This is a genomic window from Burkholderia sp. AU38729 (assembly GCF_020419725.1).
Classification (GTDB): Bacteria; Pseudomonadota; Gammaproteobacteria; order Burkholderiales; family Burkholderiaceae; genus Burkholderia.
This window is the reverse complement of record NZ_JAIZQO010000007.1, coordinates 64523-77635: the sequence shown is the minus strand read 5'-3', so window position 1 is coordinate 77635 and position 13113 is coordinate 64523. Positions and strand designations below refer to the sequence as shown.

Here is a 13113-nt window from a genome sequence, read left to right as displayed (position 1 = left end):
CCTGTTTCGAACGTAGACATCCATGCAATTCCCTGAATCCTGGTTGAGAACCTTTGTCGACCCGCAGCTGACGACCGACGAGCTGTCGCACGCGCTGACGATGGCGGGGCTCGAAGTCGAATCGCTGAGCAAGGCTGCGCCGCCGACGTCGAAGATCGTCGTCGGCCGCGTGCTCGAAGTCGTCAAGCATCCGGATGCGGACAAGCTCAATGTCTGCCAGGTCGACGCCGGCACCGGCGCGACGCTGAATATCGTCTGCGGCGCGCCGAACGTCGCGCCCGGCATCAAGGTACCGGTCGCGCTGGTCGGCGCGGAACTGCCGCCGGCGGAAGAGGGCGGCAAGCCGTTCGCGATCAAGCTGTCGAAGCTGCGCGGCGTGGAGAGCCAGGGGATGCTGTGCTCGGCGCGCGAGCTGAAGCTGTCCGACGATCACAGCGGCCTGATGGTGCTGCCGGAAGACACGCCGGTCGGCCAGGACATCCGCGAGACGCTCAATCTCGACGACACGATCTTCGAAATCAAGCTGACGCCGAACAAGGCCGACTGCCTGTCCGTGTTCGGCATCGCCCGCGAGACGGCCGCGATCACCGGCGCACCGCTGACGCCGGTCGACATCCGCCCGGTGCGCGTCGAACTCGACGAAACGCTGCCGGTGCGCATTGCCGCGCCCGATTTGTGCGGCCGCTTCTCGGGTCGCGTGATCCGCGGCGTGAACGCTCATGCGAAGACCCCGCAGTGGATGGTCGAGCGCCTCGAGCGCTCCGGCCAGCGCAGCGTGTCGGCGCTCGTCGACATCTCGAACTACGTGATGTTCGAGCTCGGCCGTCCGTCGCACGTGTTCGATCTCGACAAGATCCACGGCGGCATCGAGGTGCGCTGGGGCAAGCGCGGCGAATCGCTGAAGCTGCTCAACGGCAACACGGTCGAACTCGACGAAACGGTCGGCGTGATTTCGGACGACCGTCAGGTCGAAAGCCTGGCCGGCATCATGGGCGGTGACAGCACGGCCGTCACGCTCGATACGACCAACATCTACCTGGAAGCCGCATTCTGGTGGCCGGACAGCATCCGCGGCCGCGCGCGCAAGTACAACTTCTCGACCGATGCGGCGCATCGCTTCGAGCGCGGCGTCGACTACGCGACGACCGTCGAGCACGTCGAGCGCATCACGCAACTGATTCTCGAGATCTGCGGCGGCAAGGCCGGCCCGGTCGACGATCAGTCCGTGAACCTGCCGCAGCGCGCGCCGGTGAAGATGCGCGTGTCGCGCGCAAACCGCATCATCGGCGTGCAGATCGGCGCCGACGAGATCGCGAGCATCTTCACGCGCCTCGGGCTGCCGTTCGAGCGTGAAGACGACGCATTCCTCGTCACGCCGCCGTCGCATCGCTTCGACATCGAGATCGAGGAAGACCTGATCGAGGAAGTGGCGCGCATCTACGGCTTCGAAAAGATCCCGGCGCGTCCGCCGGTCGCGACGAGCGAAATGCGCGCGACCAACGAGACGCGGCGTTCGATCCACGACATCCGTCACGCGCTCGCCGCGCGCGACTACGCGGAAACCGTCAACTTCAGCTTCGTCGATGCGGAGTGGGAGCAGGATTTCGCGGGCAACGACCAACCCATCCGTCTGCTGAACCCGATCGCGAGCCAGCTGTCGGTGATGCGTACGACGCTGTTCGGCAGCCTGATTTCCGTGCTGCGCCACAACCTGAACCGCCGCGCGGATCGTGTGCGCGTGTTCGAGGCTGGCCGCGTGTTCCTCGCCGATACGGCGGCGAAGGCCGGCGAGCTGACGGTCGAGGGCTACGTGCAGCCGAAGCGCGTCGGTGCGCTTGCCTACGGTCCGGCGCTCGACGAGCAATGGGGCACGGCAACCCGCGCGGTCGATTTCTTCGACGTGAAAGGCGATCTCGAGGCACTGCTCGCGCCCGCAACCGCACGCTTCGTGAAGGCAGAGCATCCGGCCCTCCACCCGGGACGCAGCGCGCGCATCGAAGTCGATGGCCGTGCGGTCGGCTGGGTCGGCGAACTGCACCCGCGCTTGATGCAGAAGTACGAGCTGCCGCACGCGCCGGTGATGTTCGAGGTGGACGCGGACGCGCTGATTGCACGTGCGTTGCCCGCGCCGACCGACGTATCGAAATTCCCGCCGGTTCGTCGCGATATCGCCGTTGTCGTCGATCAGGCGGTCGAGGTTCAGGCACTTTTCGACGAAATGAAGAAGGCGCTTGCCGAAGAGGCCTGCCGATTCGTTCAGAAGGTTGTACTCTTCGACGAATTTCGTGCAAAATCAAATACTTCCGGTGGTCTTGCCGCGCACGAGAAGAGCCTTGCCTTCCGCGTGACGCTGCAGGACGCGGCTGGCACGCTGCAGGATGAGGTCGTCGATCAGGCGATCCAGACGCTGGTCGAGCGGATGGCTCGCGCCGGTGCGCGCCTGCGCGGCTAAGGAGGAGGTCCGCCCGCTCGCGGGCGGCCTTTTCCGATCGTAAGTTTTGATTTAACGCGCTGTATGGCAGATATGAACGACATGACCTCGAGTGAATTCGAAGCCCTCCTGACGGCGCAACGCAGCGCCATGAACCGCGACGCTTCGGCGCCGGCGTCCACCGAGACGCCCACGCTGACGAAGGCGGAACTGGCGGAGCTGCTGTTCGACAGCGTCGGGCTGAACAAGCGTGAAGCGAAGGACATGGTCGAGGCGTTTTTCGAGGTGATCCGTGACGCGCTCGAAAACGGCGAGAGCGTCAAGCTGTCGGGGTTCGGCAATTTCCAGTTGCGCGACAAGCCGCAGCGCCCGGGCCGCAATCCGAAGACGGGCGAGGCGATTCCGATCGCGGCCCGCCGGGTGGTAACCTTCCACGCGAGCCAGAAGCTGAAGGCGCTGGTCGAAAACGGCGCGGAGTAAGCCCCGCGCACTGACGTCTCCGCGCGGCCGCCGCGCACCCTTTACCGACGGTTAACCGACGATGACCACTACGGTTGAGAAAGTCGTCTTGCCTCCGATTCCCGCGAAGCGTTACTTCACGATCGGTGAAGTCAGCGAGCTGTGCGGGGTCAAGCCGCATGTGCTGCGTTATTGGGAACAGGAATTCACTCAACTGCGGCCGGTGAAGCGGCGTGGCAATCGTCGGTATTACCAGCACCACGAAGTGCTGTTGATCCGGCGGATTCGCGAGTTGCTGTACGAGCAGGGATTCACGATCAACGGCGCGCGCAACCGGCTCGATTCGCCGGCCGGCGAGCGGGCCGCGGCAGCACCCGTCGAGCCGGAGGCGCAGGCCGCCGATGCACGCCCATCGGGCAAGCCAGGCACGACCGTCGACGTCATTGCATTGCGGCAGGCGCTGCTCGACGTGCTCGACGGACTGAAGCACGACTGAGTGCGAAGCGCGAAGAATGAAATGAAAAGCCCGGTTGGCAGCGTGCCACCGGGCTTTTTTTATGCGTGCCGCGTGCGTTTCAGCGTGACGCGAGCGGGTTCTTCTGCCCCATGTCGACGACCAGCGTACCGTCCGGCAGCATCCGCACCGAGCCCTGCGCGACCTGGCTGCGGTAGCCGTACAGGTCGAAACGCATCGGGCCGGCCTCGGCCGAATTCCGGATCAGCGCGCGCACGTTCAGTTCGAGCACGTTGAACATCTTCATGTCGCCGCCTTCCATCCACATGTAGCTCGGTGCATCGATCTGCGGCCGTTGCGCCGCGGGCGCGCCTGCCATGCGCCTGAACGTGAGGCGCAGCCCGTCGCGCTCGACCGTTGCCTGTCCGAGCTTGCCGTTGAGCACGGGGGGCGGGAATACCGTGTACTGGTCGAGCACGAGCGTGTCGCCACGCAGTTCCGCGCCGCGCCGCTGCAACGGCGTCAGCGAAGCGAGCTCGATGCCGAGCGAACGCAGCAGCTTCGCCTGCGGGATGCCGAGCACCGACACCTGGGACGGTTTGAATGCGAGATGCCGGTCGTCGAGCACGGACAGCGTGCCCTTCATGTCGGTCGGCAGCCAGACGCCCGGCACGTGGTTCCACAGCTTGATGCCGCCCTGGACGCGCAGGTTCGTGCCATCCGCGCTCAGTTGCAGGTCGTTGAGCGAGCGGGGTGAGTAGTCGAGCAGATAGTTGTTGAAGAGCGCCGACATCGCCTTCCACGACTCGACGACGGTGCCGCCGAGAATGCGGATGTCGTACTGGTTCGGATCGTCGAGGTCGACGGGTTCGCCGGGCCGCTTCGATACGAGCTCGACGTCGAGGTCCTCGACGTGAAAGCCGATATCCCCGGACAGGTTGAAGTCGACGTTGCGCAGATGGATCGTCGGGTTGCGGTTCGACACGTGCCGTTCGTTGAATGGCGTGGTCGACGTGCGCCGCATCGCGACCTTCTGCATGCCGGGGCGGGCGGGGTTCGCCGCGAGTGCGTAGGCTTCCCAGTGCTGGCGTATGTCGCGCAACGCACTCTGTTGCGCGGCGAGGAAGCTGTCGTTCAGGCGCGCGGTCGCGTTGCCGAGCAACGCGCCGCTGGCCGGGCCCGCATACGACGGCATCCGGATCGCCATCGCGCCGCTTTCGTCGAAATTGAAGTAGCCGGCCGACACCTGGTCGCGATAGTGATACAGGTCGAACACGAAAGTCTGGTCACGTTTCGTGGAATCGACCGGACCGATCAGGATGTCCGCGTTCATCGGCATCGAGCGCATGAACTTCACGTCGCCGCCGCGAATGTACATCGCTTGCTGCGGCGCGTTCGCGGGCATCGCGAAGCCGGCATGCGTGCCGTCGTCGAGCTTCAGGTCGAGCCCGGCCGGCGTCACGCGCAGCGCGGTGATCGTGAGTTTCAGGCGCGGCGGCGGCATCAGCTTGTCGACCGACATCACGAGGTCGTCGCCGGCGAGTTGCGCGATCGGCGTCTGGACTTTCAGCAGGTCGGCCATTTTCACGTTGGCCGCGCGCATCACCGGCTGCGCGTTGATGCCCGATACGCGCACGCCCGTCGGATGGAACACGAGCTGGCTGCCGTCACGGATCGCGAGCGTACCGGTCAGCGAGAACGGCACCCAGCCGTCGCGCTGCATCTCGCCTTGCAGGTGGATCACGCCGTCGCCGGCCGACACGGCGAGCTTGCGCAGCGGCGCGTTGCGGTAGCCGAAGATGTATGTGTTGAAGAGGGCGGTGAGCTTCGCGTCGTCGAGCGTGACCGTGCCTTCATGCACGTCGATCTGGAAACTGGTCGGATCGTCGAACACGATCGGCGCGCCGGCTTGCGTCGGTACCAGCGTGGCCGACAGCTGATGGATGAAGAAGCCGAGGTTGTTGACGATGCGGAAATCGACGTCGCGCAAGAACGTCATCGCGCCGTTCTGGCCCGAGTCGCGCAGCGTGAACGGGCGCGGTTGCGTGAGGCTGATCGATGCGAGCGACGGCACGGTGCGTGCGACCTGCTGCTCGCGGGCGAGGCGTTCGGCCTTGGTGCGTTCGATCTTTGTCGACGCGGCCGACGTGTTGCCGTCACGCTGCGCGGATGATTCCGCGCAACCGGCACACAGCAGCGCGAGCGCCAGCACACCGCAGCCGAACACGCGGGGCGTCGTGGGCGAGCGGGGGCGGGCCGCGCGTGGCGGGCCGGAAATCCAGTCGAAAATTGCCAAAGGCGAGCGATGGCCGCGCCGGACCGCATTCCGCATCGTCTGTCTCCATGTCTTGTCGTGATCGACGGCGGCGCGCGCCACTGCACGGCGCGAGCGTCGATGCCGTGCAGTGTGGCATAGCGCGCTAGAGCGGCGTTACCAAACAACGGGCGCCGGGGTGCGGCCGTCCGGCGGGCTGCGGGACAATGGATTCGGGGTGGTTGGGCGGCCGGATCAAACGGTCGTTTGGTTTGCGCGGCCCGTCGTCGGCGAATGTTGCTGCGACCGGGAAAATGCGCCGCAGCCTTGGCCGATGCGGGTTTCGCCGAATGCAACGGGCAGCGGCCGCGGCGGTCGAAGCGGGGATGCGATCCGGCCCCGTCGCAGCGGCCGCGGGGCGGTCAGACCAGCATGTGCCGCCGGATTGCGTTCAGCGTTGCCTGGTCGAGTTGCAGCCCGTTTGCGATATATGACGTCATCGAGCCGTACGACGCGGCGACCTGGTCGAATGCCGCCTGCAGATAGTCGGTGTGCGCGCCTTGCAGCGCGGTCATCATGTCTGCCGCATTTTGCCCGCCGGCTTTCTGCGCCTGGGCGACCGAAGCGGCGATTTCCGATGCGCTATAGACGTTCGTCAGCAGATAGTCGGCGAGTATCGTCTGCTCGGACGCGCCCAGGATCGTGTGCAGGATGGCGGTTGCCCAGCCCGTGCGATCCTTGCCGGCCGTGCAGTGGAACACCAGGTTTTCGCCGGAGCCGGCGAAGCCGGTGAAGAGCGCGTGATAGCTGGCATGCGCGGTGTCCGACATGACGAACGCGCGGTACATGCTCAACATGAATGCCGTCGCGGTGGCGCCGGTGGTCGGGATCGGATCGATGCTGGCAGCCCCGAGCACGTTGAGGTCTTGCCAGGTGGCGCCCGCCAGCGGCACATCCGGTTGCGTCTTGATCTCGGCGGGTGTGCGCAGGTCGCAGACCTGCCTGATGTCGAGCGTGCCGACGGTGGCGATGTCCGCGGCCGACAACGCGAGCGCGGATGAACGATAGAGCACGCCTTTTTTCATCTTCGCGCCGCTCGTTGTCACGTAGCCGGTTCCGTCCGGCCCGGCCGTGTCGCGAAAATTCGATGCGGAACTCAGCCGAGGTGTCGTGACCGGCGCGACCGAAATCGAGTCGCCTCCGCATGCCGACAGAAGCGATGCGCTTCCCAGCGCCACGCCTATCGTGCCGGCGCCCAGCCGGAGAAAATGTCGACGGGAAAATTCGTTTTTCTGATGCATTCAATGCCCTGTGTCGAAGACGGTTACAAGAGGTCGCGACTGCGGTGGTGACCGAAGTCGCCCCTGTATCACGCGACGCGGCAAAGCCGGGGCGGGCCGGATCGATCGGCATGCAGTCGGACGGTTCGCCCATGCGCATCGATCTCGCGCCGGGTAACCGCACGGTAGCGATTTGCGTCGAACCGGCCATCGTCCTTTTCGATTAGGTCGGAATGCGGGTTGCCGGGGTCGGCTGCGCGTTGTCGACAGGTAGGATCGGCGGCAGCAGCGAGGTAAGATCGGCATCAGTGGCTGTATCGACCAAAGCACAGTAGCCATCACGGGGAAACGTCATGGATCTCAAGGAAGTCGACGTATTGGGTGCGGGCGTGGGCGATCACTGGTACTACGCGTCGAAGGCGAGTGCGATCCGTCGGTTCCTTGGGGTGCCTGGTGCAAACCGGATACTCGATGTCGGTGCAGGCTCGGGCTTCTTCTCGAAGCACTTGCTGGAGCGTACGCAGGCGACGGAGGCGTGGTGTGTCGATACGAGCTACGCGGACGATACCGACGGCGAAGCGTCCGGCAAGCCCATCCACTTTCGGCGATCCATTGATCGATTCGACGCCGATCTCGTGTTGCTGATGGACGTGCTCGAGCATGTCGACGACGATGTCGGTCTGCTCACGCAGTATGTAAAGGGTGCGCCTTCGGGTAGCCGCTTTCTGATCACGGTTCCCGCGTTCCAGTTCCTCTGGAGCGGTCATGACGATTTTCTCGAACACAAGCGCCGATATACGCTGGGCAGTCTCGAGGACGTGGTGCGTCGCTCGGGGCTCGACGTCGAGCACGGCGCCTATTATTTCGGTCTCACGTTTCCGCTTGCGGCAGCGTTGCGGCTCGGCGAGCGGGTGCGTCGGCAGCCGAGCGAGCCGGCGTCGCAATTGCGTCGTCACCATCCGTTCGTCAACGGCGTGCTCAAGTCGATCTGTCGGATCGAGTTACCGATATTCCGTTTCAACCGCGTCGCCGGGCTGACGGTCATCTGCGTGGCGCGCAAGCGGTGAAGGCGAGGCGGAGTCGGGTGGTTGGTGCGCAATTCGTCCATGCCATGCGCGTCGTTGCTCGCATCGGCGCCTTCACGCCAAAAAATTTCACAAGAATATCCACAAAATGCATGCGACCCGTTCTAAATCGGAAAACTGTCTGTTATAATTTTTTTCTTTCGGGGCGTAGCGCAGCCTGGTAGCGTACCTGCATGGGGTGCAGGTGGTCGGAGGTTCAAATCCTCTCGCCCCGACCAGACAAAAAACCCGCGTCAGCTCAAGCTGACGCGGGTTTTTTCTTGCCGGTCGCTTTTTTGCACATCGCGGCGCGGCCCCGGTAAAATGCAAGGTTGATCCACGGAAAGCGCCGTGATTTAGCGGAAGAGGATTCCCCGAACATGACTGATCTTCGTCTTACCATGCGGTTCGCTGCAGTGCTCGCCACCGGCGCGCTCGTCGCCGGTTGCGGTACGTCGTCGCCCACGAAAGTGGACTACAAGAGCGATTCGAAATCGAAGGAAGCGTCGCTCGCAGTGCCGCCCAACATGCTCGACGAGACGGCCGATCAGCGTTCGCTGCCGCCCCAGGGCGGCGCGACTTCCCTGTCCGCGCTTCAGCAGGTCCAGCAGGCAGCGCCTGCGCTGGACACCGTTGCTCCGGCCGTCGCCGGCATGCATATCCAGCGCGACGGCACCGAGAGCTGGCTCGTGATCGACGGCAAGCAGCCCGCCGCCGTCTGGCCGCAGGTTCGCCGCTTCTGGCAGGAGCAGGGCTTCCTGCTCGTCGTCGACCAGCGCGACAAGGGCGTGATGGAAACCGACTGGAACGAAACCCATCCGCAGATCAACGACGGCCTGATCCGTAGCGTGATCTCGAAGGCGATGGGCAACTCGTACGTGACGGCCGAGCGCAACAAGTACCGTACGCGCCTCGATTCGGCGCCGAATGGCGGCACCTACGTGTTCATCAGCCAGAAGGGGATGCGCGAAGCAATCACGGGCTCGAACAACGATTCGAGCAAGTGGGAACCGAAGCCGAATGATCCGGCGCTCGAGACCGAATACCTGAAGCGTTTGATGGCGGTGCTCGCACAGAACGAGCAGCGCGCGAAGAACGGCGAGCCGCCAATCGCGAACATCAAGGACAACACGGTACCGGTGGCCAAGGACAAGAAGGCCGACGACGCATCGTCGAAGGCTGCTGCAGCGATTGCCGCGCAAAACGTCTCCCGCACGTCGGCGCAAGGCACCGATGCGGCCGATGCTGCCGTCCCGACGGAAGTCACGCTCGGCGAGCCATACGACCGGTCGTGGCTGCACGTCGGTCTCGCGCTCGATCGTGCGAACTTCACCGTCGACGATCGTGATCGCACGAAGGGCCTGTATTTCGTGCGCTATGTCGATCCGAAGGATCTGACCTCGGCCGAGCAGGGCTTCTGGAGCCAGTTGTTCCACGGCAAGAAGGAAAAGCAGGCGAAGCAGTACCGTGTCAACGTGAAGGCACTCACGGCCGACCAGACGCGCATCGCGGTCGTCGACGATGCGGGTGTGATCGATACGTCGTCGCCGGCTCGCCAGATCATGGGGCTGCTCGTGAATCAGCTTCGCTGATCTCGGCGTTTCTCCGCATCAATGAAAAGCCCGCCACATGGCGGGCTTTTTTCATTGCCGCTCGCGGGTGCGCATGTGTGCTGGAGTTTCGCTCCCTCCTCGTGACGTTACGTAACATCCGCGCGTTACGGCGGCAAAACCCATGTCGCATCGTCGAAGGTCAAAAATTTATCCTTTTAAATCAACGGGGTGGTCGGTTCGTGGTGGCTGGCACGCAACCTGCTTTATATGTTGGAATTGTTGAAACAGGGAGGATGGCGTCAGATGCCGGGGGTGCGCCGCGAGCGCCCGATCATCGGTATCGACGTCTTCGAATGCCGACGCGACAAGCGTCGGCGCAACGGATGACGATCCGCGCCAGCGTGCGGATCTCGATGGCCCCGTCGCCTATCCTCGTAGGGCGACGGTTTCGCCCGCGCTTCTCTGAAGCGCGGGCTATTTTTTTGGGGCCGTCGTGTGACGCCGTGCTGGCGCAGCCGCTGCACGATTCGCGTATTCTCGGACTTTTCCAGACGAAGGGGGGGAGCGGGAATGGCGGAAATTGCAGTGGTGGCGCTGATCGTGGCGAAGCCGGGCGCGGAGGAGAAGTTGCGTGCCCAGCTCGAAGGGATCGTCGAGCCGACCCGCAACGAAGCGGGAGCGTTGCAGTACGACCTGCATCGGGACTTGAAGGAGCCGGCGCGATTCGTATTCGTCGAGCGCTGGGAAAGCGAGGAGGCGCTGGCTGCTCATGCGCGTTCCGCGCACATTCTCGCTTATCGGGAAGCGGCCGCGGACTGGATCGAGCGTTCCGAAATCCGCGTGCTGTCGAAGCTCGTCTGAGCCGGGCAGGGCGACCGGACGTGTCCGGTCGCGGGATGCGTCAGTGCGACGTGTTGGGTACGTCGAGGATCAGGATGATCGTCCAGTCGGCGTCGCCGTCGTGATGGTACTGGCGTTCGGCGACGATGAACGGTTGCTGCTTGCCTTGCGGGCCGAGGAAAAGCACGTCGCCCTCCATCGGCAGGCACTCGATCGGCGGCAGCGCGAGGAACGCGTCAGCCGAGCCGCGGGGCATCAGTTGCTTGATCTGGCGAGTGGCGGCTTCGGTCCACTCGATGTCGAGTTGAATGTTGCTCATGCTGTCCTCCGCACCGGGGTGCGCACGGGTGGAAAATTTCGGTGCGCGACTTTAGCACAGCGCACGGGCACCGCAACCAAAAAAGCCGAACCCGGTTGCCCGGATTCGGCTTTTCACTTGTGCGGTGCCGCCGAACTTACTGGCTGGCAGCGTCTGCGGCCTTGGCAGCCTTCTTGCCGGCCTTCTTCGCAGCTGCCTTGTGGTGAGCAGCCTTCTTGCCGTGGTGATGCTCTTCCTGCACCGCCGGCTGAGCGGCTTCAGCCGCTTGCTGCTGCTGCAGCGCCTGTGCGCGCTGCTCGATCTCGGAGATCTTGGCCGGATCGGTAATCGTCTTGATTTCCGTGCTCTCTTGCGCATACGCTGCGCCAGTCAGCGCCGACATCGCTACCAGGATAGCCAGGGACGTCTTCTTCATTGCTTTACCTCCGCTAAGTGGTGATGAACCCGAGTGTTGCCGTTTTGTCTGGCGACTGCAATCGAGTGCGTGTCGAGTGTAACAAAAGTGACGGATCAATGTGCACCGGATCGTGGCGCGACGCAAGGCCCCGTTGAAGTCGCGCAACACTTCGCACGCTTCGTCACGCGGCTGCCATCGACGTCGCCGCCGTCATTTGCGCTCCGGTTTCCCCGGAACCGTCAGAACCACCCGAGCCATCGATAGACATGGAACTGCACGATGCCGACCAGTTCGTGCAGCGCCTGCTCGGCGTTGACTACATTGCGCCAGCGCGGCAGCCAGCCTGTTTGTGCACGCCGGCGATTCGCATAAACGGGCTGCGGATCGATCCCGAAACGGTGGAAATCGAGCAATGCGCGGCGCATCTGATATGAGGAAGTGACGAGAATGCGTGCGTCGTCATACTGGGAGCGTAGTATAGACGCAGTGAATTTCGCGTTTTCGTAGGTTGTGCGGCTATCCGGTTCCAGAACGAGGTCCGCGGGCGCGACGCCTTCGGCGACGAGTTGGCGCCCGTAAACGGCAGCCTCGGTTTCGCCGTGATGCTGCGGGTCGCCGCCCGACATCACTACGGTGCAGCGCTCGGCTTGCTGCCGGCAGGTGCGGTAGAGCGCTGCGACCTTGTGGATACGGGCGGTTCCGTCAGGTGGCGGCCGCAGCCCGGCGTCGGTGTGCTTCGTCCCTGCGCCGATGAGAATCAGTGTGGTCCGTCCATGCATGTCCGGGTGCTCGACGGGGGCGACGCCCGCCTCGGTCCAGGCGATCAGCGGCGCGGCGAGCCAGCCTGTCGCGAGCAGCCAGAACAGCGCAACGGCGGCGATCGAGATGATTCGTCGCCGTTTGCGGCAGAGCATGAAACAGATGAAGAGAAGTACAAATGAATCGAACAGAATCAATTTGATTGGGGTATGGTGTCTTTTTATGGACGGCTGACGATCCGGCCCTGACGCGACGCCGAACGTCGGCGTCCAGAATCGGTGGCGGTATCGGCGGGCGGAGACACCGCCCGGCGCGCCGCTTCGCATTGTCGCTGCACTTTAAGAAAGAATCGAGATGGCCACGTATTCCAACGAAGCGGTGCTCGACGCATTGAGACGAGTGCAGTACCGCCAGGTACCGTGGGCACGCCGCCCGGGCGTGTTCGAGTATCTCCGTTCGCTCGGGCTGATGGACACGGTCAGGCAGAAAACCGTTGCCCCCGCACCGGGCTTCCATGCGCCGGTCGACATTGCCGTGCTGACCGAAAGCGGTCGAGCCGAATTCTCGCGCCTCGAGCGCGACGAGAAATTACTTTCCTGGACCGATCGCCGCATGGCCGACTACGCATTGAGCGAAGCGAGTGCCGTGGCGATTCTCGAAAGCCGCCTGTAGCGGTCGATCATCCCGCCTTGCGCATTGCCGTGCGGCTGGCAATGCGCCAAAAAAAAGCCCGTATCGCGAGGATACGGGCGTACCGGATACTTTTGCTGTTGCCACGCTGTGCTCATGGCAACGTTGTGACTCGTCGCATGCGGCGCAGTTCCCCGCCGCGGGCATTTTCTTTGGCGAAATCCCGAAATTGGCAGGACTACGGATGACGCGGTACGTCGGTCGGCTGCGAGCCGATGCGCGCTCGCGCGTTGCTGGCGATGTCGCCGCGCAGGTCGCCACGCGGCACGGTTTGCCGGTTGGGCGGATTGGCGGACGGCGGCTGGCGGAGAGTGTTCCGATGATCCTGCTGGCGATGGGGCGGCTTCACGCGATCGTCGGCGTGGGCTGGAGCTGACAACGCCACGGAAATGACAATGCCGCATGCAACGAGCAGTGACATTGGTTTCATGGCGGGGCTCCCTTCAAGCCGTCGACGCGGCCTGTTGATATTTCGCTAAGGTAAGCGTGGGAGTGCAGGCTTGCTGTAAATTTTGGTAAATAGATGTATCGCGGCACGACAACGGTAATCGACGGCAACGCGGGCGTCGCGAACAGGTCGCGTCGCTGAAAGAAACCGGGCGGCCGAAGCCGC

The 13113-nt window shown here is 63.9% G+C and carries 14 protein-coding genes and 1 tRNA gene; 9 read left to right on the top strand and 6 right to left on the bottom strand.

Going from position 1 to position 13113, the window contains the following annotated elements; translation table 11 throughout:
- The first annotated feature begins 22 nt into the window (after window positions 1-22).
- From pheT to LGM56_RS19390, 3 genes are all read left to right on the top strand, one after another.
- Window positions 23-2452, top strand: a complete 2430-nt coding sequence (pheT, locus tag LGM56_RS19400; protein ID WP_226206463.1) for a phenylalanine--tRNA ligase subunit beta — start codon at window positions 23-25, stop codon at window positions 2450-2452.
- Between the two features lie 72 nt (window positions 2453-2524).
- Entirely contained in the window at window positions 2525-2911 is a 387-nt protein-coding gene (locus LGM56_RS19395) for an integration host factor subunit alpha (protein ID WP_006486093.1), read from the top strand.
- A gap of 61 nt (window positions 2912-2972) precedes the next feature.
- Entirely contained in the window at window positions 2973-3386 is a 414-nt protein-coding gene (locus LGM56_RS19390) for a MerR family transcriptional regulator (RefSeq protein WP_089494702.1), read from the top strand.
- 79 nt (window positions 3387-3465) lie between these two features.
- Here the strand turns inward: LGM56_RS19390 and LGM56_RS19385 are convergent, their stop codons facing one another.
- Both LGM56_RS19385 and LGM56_RS19380 read right to left on the bottom strand, forming a co-directional pair.
- Complete coding sequence (locus LGM56_RS19385; protein ID WP_226206461.1) at window positions 3466-5676, bottom strand: AsmA family protein; 2211 nt, start codon at window positions 5674-5676, stop codon at window positions 3466-3468.
- A gap of 344 nt (window positions 5677-6020) precedes the next feature.
- The gene (locus tag LGM56_RS19380) at window positions 6021-6836 is read right to left on the bottom strand and encodes a tyrosine-protein phosphatase (RefSeq protein WP_226206459.1); all 816 of its coding nucleotides are present in this window, start codon (window positions 6834-6836) and stop codon (window positions 6021-6023) included.
- Between LGM56_RS19380 and LGM56_RS19375 the strand changes: the two genes are divergently transcribed.
- From LGM56_RS19375 to LGM56_RS19355, 5 genes are all read left to right on the top strand, one after another.
- Window positions 6803-7105, top strand: coding sequence for a hypothetical protein (locus LGM56_RS19375; RefSeq protein WP_179254790.1), 303 nt, complete (start codon window positions 6803-6805; stop codon window positions 7103-7105). The two genes, LGM56_RS19380 and LGM56_RS19375, sit on opposite strands and share 34 nt — an antisense overlap.
- 126 nt (window positions 7106-7231) lie before the next feature.
- Window positions 7232-7945, top strand: coding sequence for a class I SAM-dependent methyltransferase (locus LGM56_RS19370; protein WP_226206458.1), 714 nt, complete (start codon window positions 7232-7234; stop codon window positions 7943-7945).
- A 159-nt stretch (window positions 7946-8104) separates the two neighbouring features.
- Window positions 8105-8181, top strand: a tRNA-Pro gene (locus LGM56_RS19365).
- A gap of 141 nt (window positions 8182-8322) precedes the next feature.
- Entirely contained in the window at window positions 8323-9534 is a 1212-nt protein-coding gene (gene bamC / locus LGM56_RS19360) for an outer membrane protein assembly factor BamC (RefSeq protein WP_226206457.1), read from the top strand.
- Between the two features lie 531 nt (window positions 9535-10065).
- Complete coding sequence (locus LGM56_RS19355) at window positions 10066-10356, top strand: putative quinol monooxygenase (RefSeq protein WP_039339313.1); 291 nt, start codon at window positions 10066-10068, stop codon at window positions 10354-10356.
- Window positions 10357-10396: 40 nt separating this feature from the next.
- On the opposite strand, the gene LGM56_RS19350 is transcribed toward LGM56_RS19355, so the two are convergent.
- The 3 genes from LGM56_RS19350 to LGM56_RS19340 all read right to left on the bottom strand — a co-directional run bounded on the left by LGM56_RS19350 (window position 10397) and on the right by LGM56_RS19340 (window position 12007).
- Window positions 10397-10654 carry a hypothetical protein gene (locus LGM56_RS19350; RefSeq protein ID WP_021162409.1) on the bottom strand — a complete coding sequence of 86 codons (258 nt, stop codon included), beginning with the start codon at window positions 10652-10654 and terminating at the stop codon, window positions 10397-10399.
- Window positions 10655-10790: 136 nt separating this feature from the next.
- Window positions 10791-11069, bottom strand: a complete 279-nt coding sequence (locus LGM56_RS19345) for a hypothetical protein (RefSeq protein ID WP_039339310.1) — start codon at window positions 11067-11069, stop codon at window positions 10791-10793.
- Between the two features lie 221 nt (window positions 11070-11290).
- Window positions 11291-12007, bottom strand: coding sequence for a YdcF family protein (locus LGM56_RS19340; protein WP_226206456.1), 717 nt, complete (start codon window positions 12005-12007; stop codon window positions 11291-11293).
- Window positions 12008-12164: 157 nt separating this feature from the next.
- Here LGM56_RS19340 and LGM56_RS19335 point away from each other — a divergent pair, with 157 nt between their 5' ends.
- Window positions 12165-12482, top strand: a complete 318-nt coding sequence (locus LGM56_RS19335; protein WP_011351791.1) for a hypothetical protein — start codon at window positions 12165-12167, stop codon at window positions 12480-12482.
- A gap of 196 nt (window positions 12483-12678) precedes the next feature.
- Here the strand turns inward: LGM56_RS19335 and LGM56_RS19330 are convergent, their stop codons facing one another.
- Window positions 12679-12930, bottom strand: a complete 252-nt coding sequence (locus LGM56_RS19330; protein ID WP_226206455.1) for a hypothetical protein — start codon at window positions 12928-12930, stop codon at window positions 12679-12681.
- Window positions 12931-13113 lie beyond the last annotated feature (183 nt).